At 64.4% G+C, this 26,748-nt stretch carries 16 protein-coding genes; 12 read left to right on the forward strand and 4 right to left on the reverse strand.

What is annotated here, in order from left to right:
• Positions 1-306: 306 nt before the first annotated feature.
• The 9 genes from HX821_RS08875 to HX821_RS08915 are packed head-to-tail and all read left to right on the forward strand — an operon-like array spanning position 307 to position 17,861.
• A complete protein-coding gene (locus HX821_RS08875; protein ID WP_003218428.1) occupies positions 307-1,959 on the forward strand; it encodes a (2,3-dihydroxybenzoyl)adenylate synthase in 1,653 nt (550 codons plus the stop codon).
• Positions 1,952-3,700, forward strand: a complete 1,749-nt coding sequence (locus HX821_RS08880; protein ID WP_003218426.1) for an ABC transporter ATP-binding protein — start codon at positions 1,952-1,954, stop codon at positions 3,698-3,700. The genes HX821_RS08875 and HX821_RS08880 overlap by 8 nt, the downstream gene beginning before the upstream one ends.
• On the forward strand, positions 3,697-5,454 hold the full coding sequence (locus HX821_RS08885) for an ABC transporter ATP-binding protein (RefSeq protein ID WP_003218423.1): 1,758 nt from the start codon (positions 3,697-3,699) through the stop codon (positions 5,452-5,454). The genes HX821_RS08880 and HX821_RS08885 overlap by 4 nt, the downstream gene beginning before the upstream one ends.
• Positions 5,444-8,851, forward strand: a complete 3,408-nt coding sequence (locus tag HX821_RS08890; protein WP_177035628.1) for a non-ribosomal peptide synthetase — start codon at positions 5,444-5,446, stop codon at positions 8,849-8,851. Before HX821_RS08885 ends, HX821_RS08890 begins: the two co-directional genes overlap by 11 nt.
• Positions 8,848-14,271 (forward strand): non-ribosomal peptide synthetase, encoded by a 5,424-nt coding sequence (locus HX821_RS08895; protein WP_003218420.1) that lies wholly within the window; start codon positions 8,848-8,850, stop codon positions 14,269-14,271. Before HX821_RS08890 ends, HX821_RS08895 begins: the two co-directional genes overlap by 4 nt.
• Positions 14,268-15,356: a saccharopine dehydrogenase NADP-binding domain-containing protein gene (locus tag HX821_RS08900; RefSeq protein ID WP_177035629.1), complete on the forward strand. Its 1,089-nt coding sequence runs from the start codon at positions 14,268-14,270 to the stop codon at positions 15,354-15,356. Before HX821_RS08895 ends, HX821_RS08900 begins: the two co-directional genes overlap by 4 nt.
• On the forward strand, positions 15,353-16,132 hold the full coding sequence (locus tag HX821_RS08905) for a thioesterase II family protein (protein WP_177035630.1): 780 nt from the start codon (positions 15,353-15,355) through the stop codon (positions 16,130-16,132). The genes HX821_RS08900 and HX821_RS08905 overlap by 4 nt, the downstream gene beginning before the upstream one ends.
• A 12-nt stretch (positions 16,133-16,144) precedes the next feature.
• On the forward strand, positions 16,145-16,459 hold the full coding sequence (locus HX821_RS08910; protein WP_003218417.1) for an isochorismate lyase: 315 nt from the start codon (positions 16,145-16,147) through the stop codon (positions 16,457-16,459).
• Positions 16,452-17,861, forward strand: a complete 1,410-nt coding sequence (locus HX821_RS08915) for an isochorismate synthase (RefSeq protein WP_003218416.1) — start codon at positions 16,452-16,454, stop codon at positions 17,859-17,861. The genes HX821_RS08910 and HX821_RS08915 overlap by 8 nt, the downstream gene beginning before the upstream one ends.
• A 47-nt stretch (positions 17,862-17,908) precedes the next feature.
• Here HX821_RS08915 and efeO (HX821_RS08920) read toward each other — a convergent pair whose 3' ends face one another.
• Genes efeO (HX821_RS08920) through efeU form a run of 4 tightly spaced genes read right to left on the reverse strand, consistent with a single transcriptional unit; the run spans position 17,909 to position 22,138 of the window.
• Entirely contained in the window at positions 17,909-18,727 is an 819-nt protein-coding gene (gene efeO / locus HX821_RS08920; protein WP_003218415.1) for an iron uptake system protein EfeO, read from the reverse strand.
• Positions 18,728-18,754: 27 nt separating this feature from the next.
• On the reverse strand, positions 18,755-20,062 hold the full coding sequence (gene efeB / locus HX821_RS08925; RefSeq protein WP_008436218.1) for an iron uptake transporter deferrochelatase/peroxidase subunit: 1,308 nt from the start codon (positions 20,060-20,062) through the stop codon (positions 18,755-18,757).
• Between the two features lie 14 nt (positions 20,063-20,076).
• A complete protein-coding gene (efeO, locus tag HX821_RS08930; protein ID WP_008436219.1) occupies positions 20,077-21,279 on the reverse strand; it encodes an iron uptake system protein EfeO in 1,203 nt (400 codons plus the stop codon).
• A gap of 10 nt (positions 21,280-21,289) precedes the next feature.
• The gene (gene efeU / locus HX821_RS08935; protein ID WP_003218412.1) at positions 21,290-22,138 is read right to left on the reverse strand and encodes an iron uptake transporter permease EfeU; all 849 of its coding nucleotides are present in this window, start codon (positions 22,136-22,138) and stop codon (positions 21,290-21,292) included.
• A 168-nt stretch (positions 22,139-22,306) separates the two neighbouring features.
• On the opposite strand from efeU, the gene HX821_RS08940 reads away from it, so the two are divergent.
• The 3 genes from HX821_RS08940 to HX821_RS31930 all read left to right on the forward strand — a co-directional run bounded on the left by HX821_RS08940 (position 22,307) and on the right by HX821_RS31930 (position 26,718).
• Complete coding sequence (locus tag HX821_RS08940; RefSeq protein ID WP_177035631.1) at positions 22,307-23,329, forward strand: AraC family transcriptional regulator; 1,023 nt, start codon at positions 22,307-22,309, stop codon at positions 23,327-23,329.
• 188 nt (positions 23,330-23,517) lie between these two features.
• Complete coding sequence (locus HX821_RS08945; protein ID WP_087692662.1) at positions 23,518-24,948, forward strand: glutamate decarboxylase; 1,431 nt, start codon at positions 23,518-23,520, stop codon at positions 24,946-24,948.
• Positions 24,949-25,017: 69 nt separating this feature from the next.
• Positions 25,018-26,718, forward strand: a complete 1,701-nt coding sequence (locus HX821_RS31930; protein WP_177035632.1) for a transporter — start codon at positions 25,018-25,020, stop codon at positions 26,716-26,718.
• Positions 26,719-26,748 lie beyond the last annotated feature (30 nt).

The following is a 26,748-nucleotide window of genomic DNA, read 5'->3' on the forward strand; positions in this document are numbered from 1 at the left end:
AATTTCTTACCTGTAATTAAGAATGATTATCCTTTAGCCGAAAGCCCGGACCACGCCTCATCGCTGCAGGCCGCAGAAACTCACGCTGTAGCGCAATCAAAAGAAAAAGCCGCGCAAACGAATGTCCTGCCGGTTGCCGTGCTGCGGCTTTTGCCTATTAATAATCACTCTCATTTCCGCAGCCCTTGGCGACTCATGGATGAACCGCTCAATGACCCATTCTCCCTAGCCCTTTTCACCCTTGCCCCGCAGGCCTTTTGTTCACGGCATCGGCCCCTTATTGCCGAAAAAAACTCTGGAGACCCCATGACTATCATTGACGACTGCCCCGATTGGCCCGAAGCGTTTGCCCAACGCTATCGCGACGCAGGCTATTGGCGCGACGAGACCTTTGGCGACCTGCTGCGCAACGCCGCCCGCACCTTTGGCGAGCGTGAAGCGATCACCGATGGAACGCTGCGGGTGAGCTATCGCCAACTGGATCAACGGGTCGATCAACTGGCCGGCGGGTTCTCCCGGCTGGGGTTGGTGGCAGGGGACAACGTGGTGGTGCAACTGCCGAACTGCGTGGGTTTTGTCGAAGTGTGCTTCGCCCTGTATCGCCTCGGCGTACGGCCAATCTTTGCGTTACCGGCCCATCGTCATCTGGAAATCGGCCGCTTCTGCGAGTTTGCCCAGGCCAGGGCATACCTCTGCGCTGACGTCACGGCAGGTTTTGATTATCGGGGCATGGCCCGTGGCTTGAAGGCGGCCCATGGCGACCTTGCGTGGGTGATCGTGGCCGGTGAGGCTGAAGAATTCATCGCGCTCGAAGACCTTTATCTGGACGACCCGCAGCCAACCTTTTCTGCGCCGCCCGCGGATGCCGTCGCGTGTTTCCAGTTGTCCGGTGGCTCCACCGGCGTGCCGAAACTGATCCCGCGTCGCCACAATGAATACCTCTACAACGTGCGGACCAGCGCCGAACGTTGCGGCCTGACCGACGCCACGGTGTACCTCGCCGCGCTGCCCATGGCCCATAACTTTCCCATGTGCTGCCCGGGGTTCATGGGCACCTTGCTGATGGGCGGCCGTGTGGTGCTGAGCGGCTCGCCAAGCGCCGAAACCTGCTTCGCCCTGATCGAGCATGAACGCGTGACCCATACCGCGCTGGTGCCGCCACTGGTGCTGGTCTGGCTGGATGCCGCCCAGGCGCGCGGGCAGGGCCTGCCAGGATTGCAACTGCTGCAAGTCGGCGGCGCCAAACTGAGCTTCGAGGCTGCCCGCCGCGTGGAACCCACCCTCGGCTGCCGCTTGCAGCAAGTGTTCGGCATGGCCGAGGGGCTGATTTGCTATACCGACCCCAACGACCCACCGCAACGAGTCCTGCACACCCAGGGCAAACCCATGTCCCCGGGCGACGAAATCCGGGTGGTGGACGACAACGAACAGGACGTGATACAGGGCCAGGTCGGCCAATTGCTGACCCGTGGTCCGTACACGATTCGCGGTTACTACCGCCACCCTGCGCACAACGCCCAGGCGTTTACCACTGACGGTTTCTACCGCACCGGCGACCGGGTAATGCTCACCGACGACGGCTACCTGATGGTCGAAGGTCGCGACAAGGACGTGATCAACCGTGGCGGCGAAAAGATCGCCGCCGAAGAAGTCGAAAACCTCCTGCTCAGCCATCCTGCCGTCGCCGATGTGGCCTTGGTGGCGATGCCGGACGCCTACCTCGGCGAACGCACCTGCGCCTTCGTGATTCCCCGTGGCACGGCACCGCGCCCGCCGGAACTGCTGCGCCATCTGCGTGAGCAAGGGTTGGCGGCCTTCAAGCTGCCGGACCGCTTCGAATTTATCCCCGGTTTCCCGCAAACCGGCGTGGGCAAGGTCAGCCGCAAGCACCTGCGGGAGGCTATCCAGCAGCTGTATTTCGGGGCAAAACAACCTGAGGGAAGCGCCGCCCGTGGCTGATCAAGACTCGCTGCGTGAACTGCTCGCGCCTGTACGTGGCCGGTTGATCTGCGCCATGCTGCTGCAAGCCCTGGCGACCCTGATCGGCCTGCTGCCGTTGATCGCGGTGGCGGAGTTGGCGCCGTCGTTGCTGGACGGAAAACTCGATCTGCACGATGGGTTCTGGTGGTTGTTGGCCGGTGCGGGCGCTTTGCTGTTGCGCATGCTCGGGCTGGCTGCCGCCTTGCAGATGACCCACCTGGCCGACAGCGACCTGCAACGCCAGGTTCGCCAACGGCTGGCCGCGCATTTGGCGCGGGTTCCGCTGGCTTGGTTCAGCGCCCGTGGTGGGCAAAAAGTCGACCGTGTTTTGCTCGACGACGTAGGTGCGCTGCATCAACTGGTGGCGCACTTGCCAAACAACCTCGCCGCCGCATTGGTGGCGCCCCTGGCGTGCCTGTTGTACCTGCTGACGGTAAGTGTGCCGATGACCGTTGTGGTGCTGCTGCCTCCAGCGCTGGCGCTGTGGCGACTGCGAGCCTTGCGCTCCCAGGCTTATCGGGATGACCAGAAGGCACTGGGCGCCGCGCTGGGCAACCTGTCCCTGGCCACCCAGCAGTTTGTGCAGAGCATCGCCATGGTCAAGTCATTCGGCCGGGCCGATCGGGTGCAGTCAAAGTTCTTCGGTGCGGTGGAACGTTTCGCCAGTTTCTTTTCCTGCTGGGCCCAACGCTGGGCCGGGCTTGGGGCGAGTGTCGAGGTGCTGCTTTCGCCGTTGCTGGTGCTGGCCCTGGTGCTGTTGGGCGGTGCGTCGCTGGTGGCTGGCGGTTGGCTGATGCCGGTGCAACTGCTGCCGTTCCTGCTGCTGGGGCCGGCCCTGGCAGCGCCGGTCGCGGCCGTCGGGCATGGTGCGGATGCACTGGTGCAGGGCCGCATGGCCGCCAGCCGTATCGCCACCGTGCTCAACAGCGCGACGTTGACGCAACCTCGCGAATCCCGCGAGCCCAAGGGCCGCCAGGTGAGCTTTGAAGGCGTGGACTTTCGCTACCCCGACGGCACGCAGGTGCTGCATGACATTGACCTGGATCTACCGCCCGGCACGCTGACCGCATTGGTGGGCGACTCGGGCGCCGGCAAATCCACCCTGGCCACTTTGCTTGCGCGCTTTGCCGATGTGAGTGCCGGGGCGATCCGCATCGGCGACGTCGACCTGCGGGACATGCACAGCGCCACCTTGTATCGCCAGGTCGCCTTTGTGTTCCAGGATGTGCGCCTGCTGCGCACCAGCGTCCTCGACAACCTGCGCCTGGCGCGCCCCGACGCCACGCAAATCGAGGTGGAAGCCGCCGCCCGGGCCGCGCAGATTCACCAGCGCATCCTCGCGCTGCCCCAGGGGTATCACACCGTCCTCGGAGCCGGCGTGCAACTGTCCGGCGGTGAAGTGCAACGCCTGGGCATTGCCCGGGCGATGCTCAGTGAAGCGCCGATCCTGATTCTCGATGAAGCCACCGCCGCCAGTGATCCTGAGTCCGAAGCCGCGATCCAGCAGGCGCTGTCTCGCCTGGCCCGTGCCCGCACGGTGCTGGTAATCGCCCACCGCTTGAGCAGCATCCAGGACGCCGACCAGATCGTCGTGCTGCAAGGCGGGCGGATTGTCGAGCGCGGTACGCATCACGGCTTGCTGGACCAGCAGGGCACTTACGCCGGGCTGTGGGCCGCTGAGCAGTTTTCGGCGGCCGCACTGAAGAGGGCACGGGCATGATTCGCGCGCTGTTACGCAGCCTGCAACCCCGTGAAGCCGGCTTGTTGCGGCGTGCGCTGATGGCGATGGCGTTGAGTGCGTTGGCCCAGGGCGCAGCGTTGGCGTTGTTGCCGATGGCCTTTGCCCAGTGGTTCGGCAACACCACGCCTTGGGCCTGGGCCATCGGTTTCACCGGCATGGCCTTGTTGTGCCTCTGGCTGCGCCGGTATGCCCAGCTGGCGGGCTATCGCGCCGGTGCCGAAGCAGCCCAGGCGTTGAACCGACGCATTGGTGACAAGCTGGTGCAACTGCCGCTGGAATGGTTTGTGGAGCGGCGCAGCGCTGAACTGAATCGCCTGGTGACTCACACCGTGCTGCAAATCATGAGCACCCCGGCGCACCTTTTGCAGCCAATGGCCAATGCGCTGTTGACGCCTTTGGCACTCCTGCTGGCGCTGTTTTTCTACGACCGCTCCATGGCGTTGGCGGCACTGGCCGCGTTGCCGTTGCTGGTGCTGGTGTACCACTGGGGCGTGCGCTGGGGCGGGCAAGCTGAAGCACTGAGCGAAGCCGCAGCCAATGAAGCGGCGGCCCGGGTGATGGAGTTTCTGCGCCAGCAACCGTTGCTGCGCTCCAGCGGGCGCACCGAGCAAGGTTTCGACCTGCTCACCGAGGCCCTGGCCCAGCAGCAACAGGCACAGCGTCACGCCCACTGGCGCACTTTTCCCGCCGCGCTGGGTTTGGCGGTGGTGTTGCAGGCCGGCTACAGCGCCATCCTGTTATGCGGCCTGTATGCCGTGTTGGGTGGCACCCTCGATGCGGCGAAGTTCCTGGCGCTGGCGATTCTCGCCACCTGCCTGGTGGAGCCAATGGGCGCGCTGGTCAACCTCGGTACCACGTTGCGCCAGACCCGCCACGGCTTGAATCGCCTGCGCCACCTGCTGCAGATGCCGGGGTTGCCTGAGCCTCTCGAACCCCAACCTGCCCTGGGTTACGACGTGCAAGTGCGGGACGTAGGACTGGTCCGCCAGGGCCAGGCGATCTTGCAAGGCATCGACTTCACGTTGCAGGAGCGTTCGCTGAACCTGGTGGTGGGGGCGTCCGGCTCCGGCAAGTCCAGCCTGTTGCGCCTGCTGGCGCGCTTCAGCGATGTAAGCAGTGGCGCGATTCACCTCGGCGGTGTCGACCTGCGGCAACTGTCGGCCCTGGCCCGAGATACCCAGGTCGCCTTGATGTTCCAGGACAGCCCGCTGTTGCCGGGCAGCCTGCTGGACAACCTGCTGCTGGGCCGCCCCGACGCCAGCGAAGAGCAATGGCAGCACGCCGCCCGCGCCACCGGCCTCGACCGCCTCGCCGAGCGCCTGCCCCAGGGCTGGCACACCGTGCTGGGCGAGCAGGGCGTCAGCCTGTCCGGCGGCGAGCGCCAATGCCTGGCGTTGTCGCGGGTGTTGCTCAAGGACGCGTCGCTGATCCTGCTGGACGAGCCGACCGCCGCCCTCGATGCCATCAGCGAGGCGCGGGTCAATCGGACCCTGTTGCAACTGGCCCGCCGGCACACGGTGGTGCTGGTCACCCACAAACCGACCTTGGCGCCCCATGCCGACCAGATTCTGCTGCTCGACCACGGCCAGTTGGCCCAGGTCGGCCGCCATGACGCGTTGATGGCCACGCCCGGCCGTTACCGCGAGTTGTTCCACGAGCGCGAAGCGATCAATCGCTGGCGCTTGCGCCCAGACCCTACCGTTCCCCAAAGGACCGTCCCCCATGACCGATAACCCATCACTGGCATGCGTTCATCCTGCACCCGGCGGCCTCGCACACAGCCCCGAGGCGCTGTGCGCCGGTGTCGCGCAGTTGCTCGACTATGCCCCCCAGGACCTGGAGCCCGATGCCTCGCTGATCGAGCAGGGCCTGGACTCGGTGAGCATGATGCGCCTGCCGGCCTTGCTCGCCCGCGAAGGTGTGCAGGTGAGCTTTGCCGAACTGATTGAGCAGCCGACCCTTGAGGCCTGGTGGTTGCTGATCGACCGCCGTCGCGGGCAGGCGACGCACCTCAAGCCCGTCGCCGCCGACAACGATTTCGCCCTCACACCGTTGCAGCAGGCTTATTGGTTTGGTCGCGACCCGGCCATGCCGCTGGGGGGCGTTGGCTGTCACCTGTATCAGGAGCTGGACGGGTATCAGGTCGACGCTCAACGCCTGGAAAGCGCGGTGATGCGCCTGACTCACCGCCATCCCATGCTGCGCGCCTGTTTCCCGAACGCCACTTGCCAGCGCGTGCTGCCGACCAGCCCGTGGCCTGGGTTGACCGTGCATGAACGGCCGGATGAGTTGGCCTTGCGTGAGCGCCTGGCCCACCGCTGCCTGGATGTGCGCCAGGGCGAGGTGTTTGATGTGCAACTCAGCCGCTTGCCCGACGGCCGCAGCCGGGTGCACCTGAACATCGATTTGCTGGTGGCGGACGTCCTGAGTATCAGCGTACTGCTGCGGGATCTGGCGCTGATCTACAGCGGGCAAGAGGCGCAGCTGCCACGTCTGGAATGGGATTTTGCCCACTACCTGGGCGCCACCCGAACCAGCGATGCCGGCGCGCGGGACTACTGGCTGCAACGTCTGGATGACCTGCCCGACGGCCCGCAACTCCCCTTGGCACACGAGCCGCAATCCCTCGGCCCGCCGCGTTTTCGTCGCCTGGCGATGCGCCTCGGCCGCGCGCAGTTGCGAGCCCTGGAAGACCAGGCCCGCCAACACGGCCTGACCCTGGCCAGCGTGCTGTGCTGCGCCTATACCCAAGTGCTGGGCCGCTGGAGCGCCAGCCAGCATTTCCTGTTGAACGTGCCGCTGTTCAACCGCCAGGAGCTGCACCCCTGCGTCCCGCATCTGCTGGCGGATTTTTCCAACCTGGTGCTGCTGGAGATCGACCAGCGCCAGGCGGGTTCTTTCGCGCAGCAGGCGCAAGCCCTGCAACGCCAACTGCACCGCGACATCGCCCACAGCGCCTGGCCTGGTGTGGAAGTGCTGCGTGAGTTGTCCCGCACCCGGCAAGGCGGCGCCCCCGTAGTGTTTGCCTGCAACCTTGGCGAAGCGTTTGTCGACGCCACTTGCCGGCAGCACCTGGGCGAACCGGGCTGGGCCTTGTCGCAAACGCCCCAAGTGTGGCTTGACCACCAGAGCTATCCGCTGCCCGGTGGCCTGTTGCTCAACTGGGACGGGGTAGATGCGCTGTTCCCCGAAGGCCTGCTGGACGAAATGTTCACCGCCTATGGCGACCTGCTGGCGTGGCTGTGTACCGGTGACTGGCGCCAACCCGCGCCGCTGCCGTTGCCCCAAGGCCAGCAAGAGGTCCGTGCAGCGGTCAACCACACGCCCTGGGCCTATGACAAAGGCTTGCTGCACGATGGCTTTTTCCAACAGGCGCAGGTGCACCCGCAGCGGGTGGCATTGATCACCGAGGACGCTGAGTTGAGTTACGCCGAGCTGGCGGCCCAGGCCCTGCAAGTGGCAGGTGCCCTGCGCCAGTGGGGGATTGAACCGGGTGATACGGTGGCGATCACCTTGCCCAAAGGCCAGGCGCAAATCGTTGCGGTGCTCGGCATATTGGCGGCGGGCGCGGTGTATGTGCCGGTGGGTATCGAACAGCCGGCAGCCCGTCGCGACATGATCTATCAACGCGCCGGAGCCAAGGTGGTGATCACCGATACGGCCCACCGTGATCGCGGTGTATGGCTGGCGGACTTGCAAGTGGTGGACCTGGCCCAGGCGCGTTCGGCCAGGGCCCTGAAACAACCGATCGAGGTGGCGCCGGACGCACTGGCCTATGTGATTTTTACCTCTGGCACTACCGGCGAACCCAAGGGCGTCGAGGTTTCCCACCAGGCGGCGCTGAACACCGTCGCCGCGATCAACCGGCGTTATCAGGTGGGCGCGGATGACCGTGTGCTCGGGGTTTCCGCCCTCGATTTCGACCTGTCGGTGTACGACCTGTTTGGCCTGCTGAGTGTCGGTGGCGCCGTGGTGCTGCCAGCGGATGCGCGGCGCAAGGAGCCGTCCGAATGGTTGCGGCTGATCCGCCAGCAGCGCGTGACCCTGTGGAACTCGGTACCGGCGTTGCTCGACATGCTGACCCTCAAGGCCCGCGAGCCGAATGCCCTGAGCGGATTACGCCTGGCGATGGTCTCGGGTGACTGGGTCGGGCTGGACCTGCCACGCCGCCTGCGATTGGCAGCCGGCGAAAGCGCCCGGTTCGCCGCTCTCGGCGGCGCCACTGAAGCGGCCATCTGGTCCAACGTCCAGGACGTCGACGAAGTGCCGGCTCACTGGCTCTCGATTCCCTACGGCAAACCCCTGGATAACCAAAGCTTTCGAGTCGTCGACAGCCAGGGCCGCGATTGCCCGGACTGGGTGGCGGGGGAGTTGTGGATCGGCGGCGCCGGGGTTGCCCAGGGCTATCGTGGCCTGCCGCATCTCAGCGCCCAACGCTTCGTCGAGCACGCCGGGCAACGCTGGTACCGCACCGGCGATCAGGGCCGTTATTGGCCCGACGGCAGCCTCGAATTTCTCGGGCGTATGGACCAGCAGGTCAAGGTCCGTGGCTTCCGCATCGAACTCAGTGAGATCGACGTGGCCCTGGAACGCCATCCGGCCGTCAGTCGTGCCGTCACCCTGGTGTTGCCCGGGGCCAACCCGCAGTTGGCAGCAACCCTGATGGGCGACGCGCTGCCGGATGCCGAAGCCATGCGCCAGTGGCTCTGCCAATGGTTGCCGGAACACATGTTGCCGGACCACTGGCTGAACCTCACCGAACTGCCCCTGAGCGCCAACGGCAAGGTCGACCGCGCCGCACTGCTGTGGCTGGTGCAGGAGCAACGCCAGGGCGCCAGACCCGAGCATGAAGACGCGCCTCAAGGCGAAGCCGAACAACTGTTGGCCGGGCTCTGGCGCGAATTGCTCGACATTCCCCTGGTGGGACGCAACCAGGGCTTTTTCGCCCTCGGCGGCAACAGTCTGTTGGCCGCTCGCCTGATCGAACGTATCGCCCGACAGTTCGACGTCGAACTGTCGCTGAAGGACTTTTTCAACGCGGCCACCGTCGCCCGCCAGGCCCAATGGCTTGTCGCCCGACGAGAACAGGACCACGTCAACCGGAACGCAATGGTGGAGGGTGCGCTATGACACTGCAGCAACTGCAACAGGACCTCGAAGCACTGGGTGTGGAACTCTGGGAAGAGCAGGGCCGCCTGCGCTACCGGGCGCCCGCCGGGGTGATGGATGAAGGCCGCCTGCAACAATTGCGCGAACACAAGGACGCGTTGTTGCAGCAATTGATGGAACCGGTGATGCCCACCGTCTCGGCCGACCTGGCTGCCCGCAGCGAACCGTTTCCGCTGACCGACGTGCAGGCCGCTTACCTGATGGGCCGCACCCAGGCATTCAGCTACGGCGGGGTGGCGTGCCACGGTTACCTGGAATTTGAACTCAGGGAACTGGACCCGGCGCGCTTGGAGCAGGCATGGAACCATCTGATTGCGCGTCACGACATGCTGCGGGCGGTGGTGCTGGAAGACGGCTACCAACAAATCCTGCCCCAGGTGCCGCATTACCTGATCGCCCGGCATGACCTGCGCGAAGACGACGGCCGTGCACTGGCCGCTCTGCGCGAACGCATGGAAATTCGCCTGGCGTCGCCCCAGCAGTGGCCGCTGATCGAGTTGTGCGTCAGCCAGGGCCGTGAACATGCGCGCCTGCATCTCTCAGTGGATCTGCTGGTGTGCGACTACCAGAGCGTGCGCATGCTGTTGGCCGAGTTGCAGCAGGTCTATCGTGGCGAAGCCTTGCCGCCGGCGGCGCCCATCAGTTTTCGCGACTACGTACTGGGCGAGCGCCGGTTGCGGGAACAGCCGCGTTACCAGCGTGACCGCCAGTACTGGTGGGCGCGGGTCGACAGCCTGCCCGGTGCTCCGGAATTGCCCATGCAGGGCGCTCCCAGCGGACCGCGTTTCGAGCGCCGCGCCCTGAACCTGGAGGCCCGGGATTTCAACGCCCTGCGCCTGAATGCAGCGGCGGCCGGCGTGGGTGCGTCGGCGGCGATTCTTTCCTGCTATGCCGAAACCCTGGGGCGCTGGAGCCGCAAGGGGCATTTCTGCTTGAGCCTGACCTTGCTCAATCGCCTGTCGCTGCACCCGCAGGTCGATCGGCTGGTGGGGGATTTCAGCTCGGTGGAATTGCTGGAAGTCCAGACCCTGCAAGGCGGCAGCTTTGGTGAACGCAGCCAGCAGTTGCAGGAGCGACTGTGGCAAGACATGGACCACCGCCTGTGTTCCGGCATTGAAGTACTGCGCGAACTGGCGCGGCGCAAAGGCCGTGATGCGGCCTTGATGCCCTATGCCTTCACCAGCACCCTGGGCGCCGGTGGCGAAAGTGGCGGCGGGGCATTTATGCCCGGCGCAGAACTGGTGCACGGCATCAGCCAGACCCCGCAAGTGTTGATTGATTGCCAGGTCAGCGAGCGCGACAACGGCCTGTTCATCAATTGGGACATTCGCCAGGGCGTGTTCAATGAGGCCATGCTGGAAGCGATGTTCGACACCTTCGAACGTCTGCTCAAGCGCTTGGCGCGGGAGCCTTCGGCCTGGACCCTGGACGATTGCCTTGAACTGCCGGCACCCCAGCGACTGGTGCGGGAGTTGATCAACCAGACGGCGCAGCCGATTCCCCCAGGCTTGCTGCATGAACCGTTCTTTCGCCAGGCCCGGGCGCAACCCCAACGTGTCGCCCTGATCCAGGGCGCGCGACAGCTCACTTACGCGCAACTCGCCGCCCGTGCCGAGGCGATTGCCGAGCAGTTACTGGATGGCGGTTGCCAGCCCGGCGAGCGGGTCGCGGTATGCATGGAAAAAGGCATCGACCAGGTGGTCGGTGTACTCGGGATCTTGCGGGCCGGCGCGGCGTACCTGCCGCTGGACACTAATCAGCCGATGGCGCGGCGCGCGTTGATTCTTGAGAACGCCGAGGTCAGCCGGGTGCTCAGCCAGTCGTGGTTGAGCGAGGACGTGGCCTGGCCCGCCCAGGTGACCCAGTGCATACCCGTTGATCAGGCCGCAGCCAGTGCCGGACGTGAACTGCCGGCGCCGCAGGTGACACCGCAACAACTTGCCTACGTGATCTACACCTCCGGCTCCACCGGGATTCCGAAGGGTGTGATGATCAGTCACCAGGCGGCCCTCAACACGGTGGTGGATATCAATCAGCGCTTCGCCATCGGCGCCGAAGACCGGGTACTCGCCTTGGCCAGCCTGGGCTTCGACCTCTCGGTGTACGACATCTTCGGCCTGCTGGCCGTAGGTGGCGCCCTGGTGTTGCCCGACGCCGGACGCCGCGCCGACCCGTCCCACTGGGCCGAATGCGCCCGCGAGCACGGTGTGACCCTGTGGAACTCGGTGCCCGCGCAGTTGCAGATGCTTGCCCATTACCTGCAAGCCGTGCCGGCCGCGGCACCTCAGAGCCTGCGCCTGGCCTTGCTGTCCGGCGACTGGATCCCGCTGAACCTGCCCGCCGAAATCGCTGCGTTGTTGCCTGAGCTCCAACTGATCAGCCTGGGCGGCGCCACAGAAGCGGCGATCTGGTCGATTGCCTATCCAATCACCGAGGTGGACGCACAATGGCGCAGCATTCCCTACGGCGCGCCGCTGGCCAATCAACGCTTCATGGTGCTCGACGAACAAGGCCGCGATCGCCCGCAAGGCGTTGCCGGTGAGCTGTTCATCGCCGGCACGGGGTTGGCGATGGGGTACCTGGGGGACGCGGAGAAAACCGCCGAGCGTTTTATCGAGCATGCCCACAGCGGCGAGCGGCTGTACCGCACCGGCGACCTGGGGCGCTACCTTGAAAGCGGGTTGATTGAGTTCCTTGGCCGTGAGGATTTCCAGGTCAAGGTTCGCGGGCATCGCATCGAGTTGGCGGAAGTCGAAAGTGCCTTGCTCAGTCATCCTCATGTCGAATCGGCCGTGGTGGTCGCTGCGGGCGAGGGCGCGTTCGAGCGGCGTTTGCAGGCCTGCGTGCGCGGGACTTTGCGTGATACTCCATTGCCTTGGCCGACCCGGTTGGCACCCAACGCCTTGGCGGCGGCCAACGGCGTGAAAGGCCAACTGACGGAAGCGCTGATTACGCAGATGTCCGATTGCGTCGAGCGTGCCGCGTTGCTCTCCATGGGCCTGGCCCTGCAACGCCCGGGGCTGTTTGATCAACCGGGCGTCGAGCACGACCTGGCCCAGATCATGAGCCTGTGCGAAGTGGCGCCACGCAACGAACGGCTGATCCGCCGCTGGCTGCAAGCGCTGCATCGCGAACAACTGGTAGACCGCAACCCAGGCACCGGCGCCTATTCGTCACTGCGGGTCTCGGGTGCTGAATACCGTCAGCTGTGGCAGCGCATCGAGGCGCTGGAACCGAGTGTGGGCTGGGGCGGTGAAGTGCTGCGCTACCTGCGGGAAAGCCAGGAGCAATTGCCTGCCCTGATGAGCGACCGGCTCGACCCGTTGCACTTGCTGTTTCCCGAAGGCCGTACCGACACCGCCGAAGGCGCCTATCGCAAGAACCTGATCAGCCAGTACCTGAACCAGGCGGTGTGTGCGGCGGTGCAGGAAATCGCCGCACTGCAACCGGCGGGCTGGCGTCTGCAGTTGCTGGAAATCGGCGCAGGCGTGGGCGGCACCAGTGCCGACCTGATTCCGGCCCTGGACGGCTTGGCGGTGGACTACCAGTTCACCGACCTGTCGCAGTTTTTCCTCAACGAAGCGCGGGAGCATTTCGTCGAGTTTCCGTGGGTCAGCTACGGGCTGTTTGACCTGAACCTCGACCACTGGGCCCAAGGCATCGCCGCCAACTCCCTGGATGTGATTCTGTGTGCCAACGTGCTGCACAACTCGCGGCATGCCAGCCAGGTACTCGCCCGGCTGCGGGAAATGCTCGCCCCCGGCGGCTGGCTGATCTTTATCGAAGCCACCCGCGACACCTACCAGATCATGGCGTCCATGGAGTTCAAGGAGGGCCTGACCGCGTTCGAGGATTTCCGCGCCGAGCAGGACACCACGTTCATCCGCCGCGAGCAGTGGCAGCAACTGTTGCAGGAAGCCGGCGCGCAGACGCCGCTGTGCATGCCGGCAGCTGACGATGCGATGTCACAGATCGGCCAGCACCTGTTCATCACGCGCTTCAAGACCGAGCGCCAGACCCTTGAGCCGGAGGCGTTGCGCGCGCATCTGGGCCAGCGCCTGCCGGATTACATGGTACCCACCGAGTGGCGGGTACTGGATGAAATGCCGCTGACGGTCAACGGCAAAGTCGACCGCCAGGCGTTGGCCAACCTCGGCATGGCCCAGGCCACGCAACAGGCCAACAGCGGGGCTGCACCGCTGGATGCGCTGGAGCGCAGTATCGCAGAGGTCTGGCAAACCCTGTTGCGGGTGCCCAGTGTGGGCCGTGAACAGGGCTTCTTTGAGTTGGGCGGTGATTCATTGCTGGTGGCGCAGGTGGTTGGTCGCCTGCGGGAAAGCCTGCCCCAGGCCCGTAACGTGCCCTGGGGGGATTTGCTGCGCCAGTTGATCAACCAGCCCACCGTTGCGGCCCTGGCGGATTACCTGCGGGGGCAGGGCAGCGAGAGCCTGTCGCCGCTGGTGCGGATTCGTGAGGAGGCGCAAGGCCCGGCGCGGATCTTTGTCCATGATGGCAGCGGCACCCTGGCACCGTATCGCGCGCTGTTTGCTGCACTCGGGGAAGAAGCGCCACTGGAGGGGCTGGTGCTCAATGATGTACCGGGTTACCTGGCTCTGGCACCGGCTACGGCGATTCGTGAACTGGCCGAGCGTTATGCCGACACCTTGCACGCCGAAGGCCGGCGCCAGGTGAGCATCGTCGGTTATTGCCTCGGCGGGTTGCTGGCGACGGAGCTGGCGTCATGCCTCGCGGCGAGGGACATCGAGGTGCTGCAACTGACAGTGATCAGCAGCTACCGCGTGCCGTTCATGATCGAGGATGACCTGCTGGCGGAGTACGTGTTCGCCCGCGTGATGCAGGCCGACCCGCACACCCTGGGTTACCCGGTGGATGAACAGGCGATGGAGCGGGCGATTGCCAAGGTGCTGCGCCAAACTCCGGGCCGCGTGCCCCAAGGTGCGTTGCTGGCGCTGCAGGATGAGCCCGACTGTGCCACGGCCCTGGCCTGCCTGCGGGCCCTGGCATCCAAGTCGGCAGATGAGCGCTTGCAGGCAATTGCAGACGCGATGCGCCACGCCGGCTCGCAACTGAGCGACCTGGACTGGCTGCGCGAGCAACTGCAGGTGCTGCGCCACAGCCTGGCCGCCGTCGCCTTGCATCAGGCCACGCCTTACGACGGTGACATGGTGTTTATCCGCCAGTGCGGTGAAGTCCAGGTACTGCCCGGCATGCACCGCGACATGAGCCAATACTGGCAGGCCCTGTGCCTTGGCGAATTGCAGGTGGTGGACGTGCCGGGCGACCACTTCAGCTGCATGCAGAGCCCCCAGGTCGAAGCCGTGGCCCGCGCGTTCGAACGGCTGGCGCAGGTGGCGGCGTGAGAGTCGGGATTGTAGGCGGCTATGGGCATGTCGGTCGGCAGGTTGCGCGGGTGCTGGTCGGTCATTGCCGCTTGCGCCTGGGCGGTCGCGACCCTGGGCAAGGGCAGCGTTTTAACGACGGCGAGTTGAACGGGCAGGCCGAGATCCGTGAAGTGGACCTGTGGGACGCCCAAAGCCTGGCGGCGTTTTGCAGCGGCTGCGACCTGCTGATCAATTGCGCGGGCCCCAGCTACCAGGTGCTCGACCGGGTGGCGCTGGCCGCTTTGGCCAGTGGCGCCGATTACATCGATGTCGGCGGCGATGATCCGCTGCATCAGCTGCTGCCCGCTCAGTTGCCGCCGGGTCGTCGTGTGGTGTTATCAGCCGGCATGTTGCCCGGGCTGTCGGGGTTGTTTCCCAAGGTGCTTGCGGCGTCGTTCGAGCGCGTCGATGCCGTGCATTGCTATGCCGTCGGACTTGGGCGGTTGTCGACAACGGCGGCCGAGGACTTTCTATTGAGCCTCGGCAACGGCTATGGCCAGGCCTCGATGGGCTGGTGCGATGGCCGTGCAATCAAGTCCGCCGTACTCGTCGATGAACACTTCGAGCGGCCCTGGCTGGTGGGCGGTCCCGTAACGGCCCACCCGTATCTAACCACTGAGCAACAGCGCTTGTTTACTGACTTGCGGGTGCGCGAAGCCCAGGCCTACAACCTGTTCGAGGGCGGCCACCTGCGGGCCGCACTCGGGCGCATTCAGGGCTCGCCACCGGCTCTGCGACACACGGCAGAGAACATTGCCGCCCTGGTACAGGCCAGTGCGCTGGACCTGGCAGGGCGCACGCCTTACCAGTTGCTCGCAGTCGAAATGGCAGGCCTGCAACACGGCGAACCGCAGCAGGCCACCGCCTGGTTGCGTGCCGCCGACGGCTCGGCGTTGACCGGCACAGTGGCGGCAATCTGCGCCCTGCAACTGGCCAAACTGCCCGAAGGCACGCACTACGCTGCCCAGGTGATGGACGCCGATGACTGCTTGCGCCAGGTGCTGCGCTGGTTGCCGCAGACCCGGATCCACGTCACCACTGAACTGGAGGAGGGCGTGTTATGAAGAAAATCCCCAGCCCATGGCTGCGACGTTACCCGCAGCATCAAACGCCGCGTTGCCGATTGGTCTGCCTGCCCCACGCCGGCGGCAGCGCGGGATTTTTCAGCGGTTGGCAGGCACTGTTGCCGGCTGACATCGAACTGGTCAGCGTGCAATACCCCGGCCGCGAAGAGCGCCTGAGTGAAACCTGGCCCGGCAGCCTGGAATGGATGGCGGGCACTATTACCCGGGCGCTGTGGGACCTGTCCGACCGGCCGCTGGTGCTGTTCGGCCACAGCATGGGTGCGGCGCTGGCCTATGAGGTGACGCGGCGCCTGAACCGCCAGGGCAAGGACCTGCAACGGCTGATCGTCTCCGCCCATCCGGCCCCTCACCGGCAACGTCACAGCCAATTGCACCAGGGCCCGGATGCCGGTCTGCTGGCGGATGTGCGGCGCCTGTCGGGTGGTGCGCCATCACCCCTGGACGAACCCGAGATGCAGGCACTTTACCTGCCCGCATTGCGCAATGATTACCGCCTGATCGAAAACTACTGCGGCGATATCAGCGAGCTGCTGGACGTGCCCGTGAGCGTATGCCTGGGCAGCACCGACCGCGAAGTCGATCGGGAGGAAGCCCATGCCTGGTCGGACGTGACGCGCCAGGTCACCGACTTTCGAACCTTCAACGGCGGGCATTTTTACCTGCGCGACAGCCAGGCCGACCTGATCGAGCACCTGGAACTGTTGCTGGGCAGCCCCGCCGAACCGGCGTGGCAGTGCTGGCCGTCGACCCCATGACCGGAGAATCCTATGAAAACACCTGAGCAGTGCAGCGGGCTGGAAGACGTCCGCCTGGGTATCGACACGTTGGACGAACAGATCATCCGCGCTCTCGGCCAGCGGTTGGCCTATGTGAAAGCTGCGGCGCAGTTCAAGCCTGACGAAGCCAGCATCGCCGCCCCCGAGCGGGTGGCCGCCATGCTGCCCCATCGCCGCCGCTGGGCCGAGCGCGAAGGGTTGGACCCGATGTTCGTGGTCCCGCTGTTTGCGCAGATCATCCAATGGAATATCGACCAGCAAGTGCGCCACTGGCGCCAGCAGCATCAAGGAGCGGAGCATGAGTGAACGTCTGCCGGGATTGCTTCAGGCGCTGACCGAGGGCGAACGCCTGGCGCGCGAGAAGGGCGGCGCAGTGCTGGTGGTGTTCAGCCTGGCCTCGGAGCGCCTGGACCCGCTGCGGTTATTTGCCGCCAACCGCCAGGTACTCGGGCAAAGCCTGTTCTGGTCAAGTGACCGGGGCGCACTGGCCATGGCCGGCTTTGGTTGTACCGAGGAAATCAGCCCCGGGGCCGATGACCGCTTCAACGCCAGTGCCCTGGCGTGGCAGGCGTTGCTCAGCCAGGCCCATCAGGTGGGGCCGCGCCAGCCGTTGCTGTGTGGCGGCTTTGCGTTTGACCCGAAGGGCCCACGCTCGCTCAAATGGCAGTCATTCGCCGCCACCTCCCTGGTGCTGCCGCGCATCCTGCTGCTGCGGGAAGCCGAGCAACATCATGTGATCTTCAGCCAGTGGCTGGAGCCCGGGGCGGACGCGGTGCGTTGCGCCCAGAGCCTGGAAACCCAGTGGACGTTGCTTCTGTCCCGCTACGCCAGTGCGCCACGCCAGGAGATTCCCCTCGGCACACCGAGCGACGAAAACACCATCAGCGCGCAGCAATGGCAAGACACCGTGGCGACGGCCGTGCAGCGCATCAACGCCGGCGACCTGCGCAAGGTGGTGCTGGCCCGCGAAGTGCGGTTGACCACCTCACGGACGATCCCCTGTGGCCCGCTGCTGGAAAACCTCAAGGCGGCCTATCCCCAGGCGTACCTGTTTGCGTTCAGCCGTGGTGACAGCTGCTTTCTCGGCGCAACGCCGGAGCGGCTGGTGCGGGTGACTCGTGGCACGCTGAACACGGTGGCGTTGGCCGGTACTTGCCCGCGTGGTCGTCACGAGCAGCACGATGCCGAACTTGGCCAGGCCTTGATGGACAGCCCCAAGGACCGCCACGAACACACCCTGGTGGTTCAAACCCTGCGCGAAGCATTGCAGCCCTATTGCGCGATGCTCGACATTGCCAGCCAGCCGCAGTTGCACCGGCTGGCCAACGTGCAGCACCTGTTGACGCCGGTGATGGGCCGCTTGCATCCCCAGGTGCAATTGCTGCAACTGGTGCAGGCCCTGCACCCGACGCCGGCGGTGGGTGGCTTGCCGCGACGTGAGGCGATGGCCTATATCCGAGAGCACGAGCAGCTCGACCGTGGCTGGTACGCAGCGCCAGTGGGCTGGATGAATGCGCAGGGTGATGGTGAATTTGCCGTGGCGTTGCGCTCGGCGTTGATCAGAGGCTGTGAGGCGCACCTGTTCGCCGGCTGCGGCATTGTCGCCGAGTCGGATCCCGGGAGTGAGTACGAGGAAACGTGCTTGAAGCTGCGGACTATCCGCGATGCCTTGCGGCCTTCGGACGGAGTGCAGGTGGCGTCAGCCTGAGGAAGGCTCTCGCCCGGCAGGCCGGGCGAGAGCATGCAGCGTCTGGATCAGTTCAAGCCAAGCTTGCCACGCAGTGTGGACAGGTCTTCCGCCAGGGTATTGACCGGGCCGACCAGGGCTTTGCGGTCGGCTTCCTTGACCTTGTCGTAGGTCTCGAAACCGCCATCCTTGGTTTTGTACTTGGCCAGGATCTTGTCCACGGTGGCGAAGTTCTTGTCGACTTTGGCAACGAAGGCCTTGTCTTGCTTCTCGATCTGCGGACGGAACAGGTCGACGATTTTCTTCGCGCCGTCGATGTTGCCCTGGAAGTCATACAGGTCGGTGTGGCTGTAGCGGTCTTCTTCACCGGAGATCTTCGTCGCGGCCACTTCTTCCAGCAGGGCAGCAGCACCACCGACAACTTTTTCCGGCGGGAAGGTCAGGCCGTCCACGCGGGTTTTCAGGTCCAGTACGTCGCTGTTGAGCTTGTCCGCCAGGGCGTCGAGGCCTTTGGTGGTGTTCTCGGAGAACAGGCTGTACTCGATGCGGTGGAAGCCGGTGAAGTCTTCGGCTTTCACGCCTTTCTCGTGGTCGTCCACGCGGGAGTCGATGGAGGCGTCGAGGTCGCTGAACAGTTCGGCGATCGGCTCGATCGACTCATAGTGCACGCGGGTTGGCGCGTACAGCTTCTTGGCGGTCGCCAGGTCGCCTTTTTTCACGGCGTCGGTGAACGCCTGGGTCTGGGTGACCAGCTCGCCGATTTCTTCGGTGACGTAGATCTTGTAGTCCGACACCGGCCCTACCAGGTCCAGCGGCGCGGTGGCGGCGAAGGCGGCCAGCGGCGAAAGGCTCATTAACAACGACAATGCGAGAGACGACTTCTTCATGGGACGATTTCCGCTCTGGGGTTTGTTTTAGGTTTTGGCAGTGGTTTGTGGATGTGTCGCATCAAGCAGCGTGCGCCCGATGAAATCCTGGGCCCCGGTGACGCCTGGCAAGGTGAAGAAGTAACCGCCGCCAACCGGCTTCAGGTATTCCTCCAGAGGCTCGCCGTTGAGCCGGGTTTGCACGCTGATAAAGCCTTTCTCCAGGTCAGCCTGGTAGCAGATGAACAACAGCCCCATGTCCAGCTGACCGTTTTTGTTGACGCCGTTGGAGTAGTTGAACGGCCGGCGCAGGATCAGGTTGGCCTGGGTCTGTGCAGTACGCGGGTTGGCCAGGCGGATGTGGGCATCGAGCTTGGTCAACTTGCCTTCCGGGTCCTTGCTGTAGTCCGGGACCTGGGTTTCTTTCTGGCCATCCATGGGCGCGCCACTGGTCTTGATCCGGCCAATGATGCTTTCTTGCTCTTGCAGCGGGGTGCGGTCCCAGCGTTCGACGAAGTTGCGGATGATCCGCACCGCCTGGTAGCTGCCATTGGCGGCCCAGGCCGGTTCGTCGCTGCCTGGCTGGACCCACACAATCTGATCCATCGCCTTGTTGTCGTTGGAGTTCGGGTTGGCCGAACCGTCGCGAAAACCGAGGAAGTTGCGCGCGCTTTGTGCCGGCTCGCCGGGGCGGGCAGGGGCCTGGGGCGGCACGCTGCCTTCCTGCTTCCAGCGCACCAGCAGCAGGTCCGGCAGGTTTTTCACGATGTCGCGCAGGGCGTGGATATTGGTGTCCGGGGTGTTGGAGCTGAACTGCAGGCTCAGGTCGCCGTGGCACTGCGCCGGTTCCAGTGCATCGTTGGGGAAACCGACCATGCGGATCAGGCGCTTGGGCTTGGCTGCGGCCAGGCCGAAGCGTTCGTCGAACAGCGACTCGCCCACCGATACGGTGATGGTCAGGTTGTCCGGTGTCACCACCGGGCCGAGGATGCCGGAGTCGGTGGGGGGCAGTTTCGGGTCGACTTGCACCACGGTGCCGCCGGTCATCAGGAACGCGATACGCTCGTTCAAGGTGCGGAACAGCCGCTCCAGGTCTTCACGGTCGCTGGCCAATACGTCGAATGCCACCAGCATGCCGCAGGCCGGGCGCGGAGTGACGATGCCGGTCTGGTGCTTGCCATGGAAATCGTGGTGATCCTGGGTCTTTTCACTGCTTGGCGCGGTGGTCACTTGTGCCGCCGCGTTGGCAGCCATTGCCGGGCAGCTCAGGCTGCTGCCGGCAATGGCCGCGCCAGTGGCGGCCATACCCAACAATACACGACGACGCTGGGCGGAAAATTGTTCTGAATCACTCATGTCTACGGTCGTCTTCACTTCAGGCCGGAAAGGCCAAGGGCGGGGTCGATTCCATCGAGTGCAACGGCCAGAGCCTTGGCCTTGTCGGCGATCTGCTTGCGCTGATCGGCGGTAACGCTGTCATACGAGGCGTAGCGGCCATCGACTTTCAAACCGTTGAGTTCGGCATCGAGGGCGGTGATCGCGCTGTCGATCCCCGGCAGCAATTGCGCGGCAGATTTGGTCAGCAGCGGGCGCATCAGGTCGACCACTTTGCGGGCGGCGTCCAGGTTGGCGGCGAAGCCGTTGAGGTCGGTATGGCTGTAGCGTTCTTCCTCACCGCTGGCGGCACGTACGTCGGCCAGGCTGTTGAGGTTGCGCACCACGATGCTCACCAGTTGCTCCGGCGGCAGCGACTGGGCCAGCAGCTGTTGCTTGAGGCTGGTGACGTCGGTGACCAGGCGCTGGGCAATCGGCGCCAGGCCGTCGAGATTGCGTTGCTGGAACAGGCCGTATTCGAGACGGTGGAAGCCGCTGAAGGCCGGGTCCTGCTCGCGCTTTTCAAAGTAGTCGGCGCGGGCGTTGATCGCGTTGTCCAGTTCCGCCAGGCGTTGCGAGGCCGGGGCCAGGCGCTGGTAAGCCTCGCGGGCCGGTACGTAAAGCGCCTGGGCCTGGGCGAGGTCGCCGGCTTCGATGGCTTGGTCCAGCGCGGTAACGGCCTTGACCAGGGCGCTACCCTGGCTGCTCAGGTACACGCGGAACTCCGACAGCGGGCCGATAAACGCGACCATCGACGGCTTGGCCTTGGCTTGGGCGTCAGACTCGGCAGTCGGTGTCACCTTCAAGGTGCCACGCGGGTTGCTCAGCAGGCCGCAGGTGATCTGGTAGTCGCCGGGCAGCAGGTTGGCGTTGATCACCTGGCTCAGGCCCGGGGCGATGTTCTCGCGCTCTTCGACCACCAGCACGCCGTCGAGGATTTCCCATTCCACGGCACGGTCCGAGCGGTTGATGATGCGGAAGCTGGCGCGTCCCGCCGGTACCGTCAGCGCATTCGGTTCGCAACTATGGGCGTGGATCGTCACCGCGATTTCATTGTGGTTGGCCTGGCGTTTGGAGGCGGCCAGTTGCGAGGCGTAGTAGAACAGGCCACCGGCGGCGATCATCACGACCACCGAGCCGCCCACCGCCCAGCGCAAGGCGCGGGAGGGCGGAGCCGGTTGAGGGGTTTGGTTGGACAAGAGGCGGTCCTTACTGGCTGGAAACGGAAGAGGTTGTGCGGGTAGCCGGCTTGCTCGGCGGCGCCGGCAGGAAGAACATCACCAGGGCCACCACCAGGTAAATCAGGTAGGCACCGAGGGTGCTGATGGTCGGGGCGTCCTGATAGCCGAACATGCCGGCCAGCACCGAGCCCAGCGGGCCATCCATCGGCAGCGTCGCGCTGAAATCGAACAGTACGGTTTGCAGGTGGTTCCATACCCCGGCTTCGTGCAGGGCTTGTACCGAGTTGGCGAGGATGCCGGCGGCCACCACCAGGATGAACAGGCCGGTCCAGCGGAAGAACGCACCGAGGTTCAGGCGCATGCTGCCGGTGTAGATCAGGAAGCCGACGATGATCGCCAGGATCAGGCCGAGCAGGGCGCCAATCGGCGCGCCCGGACCTTCGCTTTGCTGGAACACGGCCAGCAGGAAGAACACGGTTTCCAGGCCTTCACGGGCCACGGCGAAAAACACCATGGCAATCAGTGCGGTGACCTGGTGTTTGGAGCCGGCCAGGGCATGATCGAGGGATTCATGCAGGGAATGCTTGATGGAGCGCGCGACCTTGCGCATCCAGAACACCATGGAGCTGAGAATGCCCACGGCCACCAGGCCGACGATGCCTTCGAACAGTTCCTGTTGTTTCTGCGGGAATTCGGCACTCACCAGTTCCAGGCCACCGCCGACCAGCAGCGCGAGGGCCGCTGCCAGAAATACGCCGATCCACACTGCGGGCATGTACTGGCCACGGCCAGTTTGCTTGAGGTAGCTGGCGATAATGCCAACGATCAAGGCGGCTTCTATGCCTTCGCGCAGCATGATTAAAAAGGGAACAAGCATTCGGCACCGAATCGTCACTAGATAGGATGCTAAGTTGTAACATAATGATACTCATTACTAAACAGGGAATATTGACCTTTACTGAACCTTGACTGAACGGTGGTGGCAAACCGCATCCGACACTAGAATGCGCGGCATCGTCCCAGCCACCGGATTGCGCCATTCCCCATGTCGGAAAAAGACACGATTTCCATCCAACTGGTCCGCGAAGCCCTGTTGCAGAGCTGTGCGCCGTGTGCGGCGACCGATGAAGTGTTGACCAAGGTCGGGATTGATCCAGCACTGCTGGGCCAGCCAACCGCACGCGTCCCGGCAACCGCTTACGCACGCTTATGGCGCTTGCTGGCACGGCGAATGGACGATGAATTCTTTGGCATGGACCCGCGCAAGCTCAAATCCGGCAGCCTGGAGTTCCTCTGCCGGGCCTCCATGGCACAACCGAGCCTGGCCACTGCGCTGGAAACCGGCCTGGGGTTCCTGTCGCTGATGCTCGAGCGCATGCCGGCGCAACTGGTGCGCCAGCAGAGCCTGGCGGAAATCGTACTGTTGGAGCCGGAGCCCGCACCCAGGCGCGCCTTCACCTATTTCGCCTACTGGATGATCGTCCACGGCGTCGCCTGCTGGCTGGCGGGGCGCCGGATCCCGATCCTGGCGATTGAACTGCGTTGCCCGCAGCCGGACTTCTGCGACGACTACCAGGTGATGTTTTCCGACAACTTGCGCTTTGACCGGCCGCGTACCCGGATGATCTTTTCCGCCGACTGCCTCGACCTGCCGATCAAGCGCAGCCCGGAGGAGCTCAATCGCTTCCTGGCCCATGCGCCGGCCAACATCCTGGTCAAATACCGCGACCCGGACAGCCTTGCCACCCGCATCAAGACCGACCTGCGGCACATGCCCGCCGACACCTGGCCGGAAACCGAAGGCCTGGCCGCATCCCTGTGCATCTCGGCCTCGACCCTGCGCCGGCGCCTGGCGGAAGAAGGGCAGACCTACCAGGGCCTCAAGGACAGCGTGCGCAAGGAGTTGGCGATCGTCTGGCTGGCCGATTCCGACATCAGCTTTGCCGAGATCGCCACCCGCCTGGGGTTTGCCGATGCCAGCTCGTTCTACAAGGCGTTTCGCAAGTGGTCGGGCTCCAACCCCGGGCACTATCGCAGCCTGATATTGAACGAAGCACTGAGCCAGTAGGTCACTGCCAGGCACCCCGGCACGTTTGCCTGCTTATCCACGCCTTTAATGATCTGGGTCACTTTCCTGCGCCGCCGTGCGTGTGATATTCGGCGCCACCGCTCCATCGTTCGTTTCCTGACGCAGCCTGATCGGCATTTGTCGCGATCAACGTCTACGCCATTTCCCTCATTCAAGAGCAGGATTTCATGGCACTTCACAGAACCGTAGAGACCCAGGACCAAGCCATCGAAGACGTCTATTCGAGTGGCTCCGCCCAGCACAAACTGCCCAAGTACCGCCTCCCGGACCACTCGACCACGCCGTCGGCCGCCTATAACCTGGTGCGCGACGAACTGCTGCTGGACGGCAATTCCCGGCAGAACCTGGCGACCTTTTGCACCACTTGGGTCGAGCCCGAAGTGCAGCAGTTGATGGCCGATGCCCTCGACAAAAACATGATCGACAAGGATGAGTACCCGCAGACGGCCGAGATCGAAAACCGTTGCGTGCATATCATTGCCGACCTGTGGCACGCGCCGAAGTCGTGGCAAACCGTGGGTTGCTCCACCACCGGTTCCAGCGAGGCGGCGATGCTTGGCGGCCTGGCCCTGAAGTGGAGCTGGAAAAAGCGCCGCGAAGCGGCGGGGCTGCCCACCGACAAACCGAATTTCGTGTGCGGCCCGGTGCAGATCTGCTGGAAGAAATTCGCCCGTTATTTCGATGTGGAAATTCGCGAAGTGCCGTTGCGCGGTGACGCATTGGGCCTGCGCCCGGCCGACCTGCGGGAATATTGCGACGAAAACACCATCGGTGTCGTCGCGACCCTGGGCGTGACCTTCACCGGGATCTACGAACCGGTCGCAGCCCTGGCGGCCGAGCTGGACTCGATGCAACGTGACCTCGGCCTGGATATCCCGATCCATGTCGACGCGGCGAGCGGCGGGTTTATCGCCCCGTTCATCCAGCAAGAGCTGCAATGGGATTTTGTGATCGAGCGCGTCAAGTCCATCAACGCTTCCGGCCACAAGTACGGCCTGGCGCCGCTGGGCGTCGGCTGGGTTATCTGGCGCTCCACCGAAGACCTGCCGGAAGAGTTGATCTTCTACGTCGACTACCTGGGCGGCAACATGGCGACCTTTGCCCTGAACTTCAGCCGGCCCGGCGGTGAAATCATCGCCCAGTACTACAACTTCCTGCGGCTGGGGCGCGACGGCTACACGCGGATTCAACAAGCGTGCTCCGACACGGCGCAATGGCTGGCCTCGGAAATCACCAAGTTTGCCCCGCTGGAACTGGTGTACGACGGCAAGGATGGGCTGCCGGCGGTCTGCTACAAGCTCAAGGACGGCGTCGACCACGGCTTCAGCCTCTACGACCTGTCGGAGCGCGTGCGCATGCGCGGCTGGCAGATCGCGTCATACCCGTTGCCGTCCGATCGGCAGAACGTCGTGGTACAGCGCATCCTGGTGCGGCATGGCGTGAGCCGTGACCTGGTGGCGTTGCTGCTGGAAGACCTGCGCAAGGCCGTTGCCCACCTGCAGAAAAACCCGGTGGCGCATTCCGATGCGGGCCCCAGCTTCAGCCATGGCGCCATCGCCGACCCGGTCATCCCGGCCGACACCCCGAACCTCGACTGAACGCACTGAACACTCACCGGGCCTCGAGGCCCGGTGCCTTTAGCGTTGCATCGCCAGGTACGAATCATCGTGACTGCCTTCTTTACTTTCCTGCATGACAACCCCTACATCCTGCTGTTCCTGGTGGTTGGCCTGTCCGTCTGGGTCGGGCGCGGCACCATCAAGGGTTATGGCCTGGGCGCGGTGGCCGGGGCCATCGTGATCGGCTGCGCGATTGCGACGTGGGCGTCTTACTACGGCGTGCATTTCGAACTCGATAACTTTACCAAGAGCCTGTTTTACTACCTGTTCATGTACGGCGTCGGGCTGCGGGTCGGGCCTTCGTTCATCAACAGTCTCAAGGGTGATGGCCTGAAATTCACCTTCCTGGCGATCCTGTCCTCGTTCCTCGGGCTGGGTATCGTGGTGCTCGGCGTGCGGCTGTTATCCCTGCCGGTGGGCGCGGCGGGCGGGATTCTTGCCGGTTCGCAAACCATGTCGGCGGCGATTGGCTCCGCCGAACAGGCGATTACCTCGGGCGTGGTGCCGCTGCCACCGGGCACCACGGCGGCGGCGGCCACCGCGATGATCGCGCTGTCTTACGGCATCACCTATATCTGGGGCACGGTCGGCATCATCCTGATCTGCAAATACCTGCCGCGCTGGTGGGGTGTGGATGCGCGCAAGGCGGCCAAGGAATTCGAGGTGGAGCACGGTGTGCCGAACGTCGACGATGCCGGGCTCAGTGGGTATCGGCCGTTTGACCTGCGGGCCTATCGCCTGGTGAACCCGGAGCTGGTGGGGCAGAGCATCGCGCAGTTTCGCCAGCGCTTTGCGTTGTACCAGATCGAGAACGTCGAGCGTGGTGACGAGTTGCTGGGGGCTGATCCGACGCTGGTGTTGCAGCTGGGCGATGTGATCGCCCTGGGCGGCAGCCTGGATGCGCTGACCGATCACATGGGCCTGATCGGGCCGGAAGTACCGGATGCCCGGGCGTTGAATATACCGCTGGATGAGGCGGTGATTCTGGTGACTCACAAGGATGCCGTGGGCAGGGCGCTCAAGGAATTCAGCCAGTCGCCGATTGCCGGGCAGGTGCAGTTGGTGGGGATTGAGCGGGGTGGTGCGCCGATTCCGGTGGGGCTGGAAACGCGGTTGCAGCGCCTGGATGTGATGCACTTGATTGGCTTGCGCAGTGCCATCGACAAGGCCACGGCGTTGCTGGGCAAGGCGGGGCGGGCGAGTACGGCGACGGATTTGCTGACGCTGTCGCTGGGTATGGTGCTGGGGTTGTTGATCGGGCTGATTCAGGTGCCGGCGTTCGGTGCGGCGGTGGGGCTGGGCAATGCGGGCGGGTTGCTGGTGTCGGGGATTATCGTCTCGTCGCTGGTGTCGCGGGTGCGGTTTTTTGGGAATACGCCGAATGCGGCGCGCAACATTCTCGAGGACATGGGGTTGATATTCTTTGTCGCGATTGTGGGGGTGAATGCGGGGGCTAACTTGGTTTCGCAGATTAGCGCGATCATTGCGTTGAAGATCTTTTTGCTTGGGTTCGTGGCTTGTACGATTCCACCGTTTATTGTTTGGGCTGTGGGTTTTCATGTGTTCAAGATCAACCCGGCGATTCTCATGGGCGGTGTTGCGGGGGCGCGGAGTCACTCGGGGCCGGCGCGGGAGGCGGCCAAGGAAATTGATAGTACGGTGCCGTGGATTGGGTTTCCGGTGGCGTATGCGGTGTCGGGGATTTTGCTCACGGTGTTTGGGTATTTTGCCATGGTGCTGGCGCGGTAGCTGTATTGGGTACATATCCGTTGCTGCGGT

The organism is Pseudomonas sp. B6001 (assembly GCF_013386015.1).
Taxonomy (GTDB): Bacteria; Pseudomonadota; Gammaproteobacteria; order Pseudomonadales; family Pseudomonadaceae; genus Aquipseudomonas.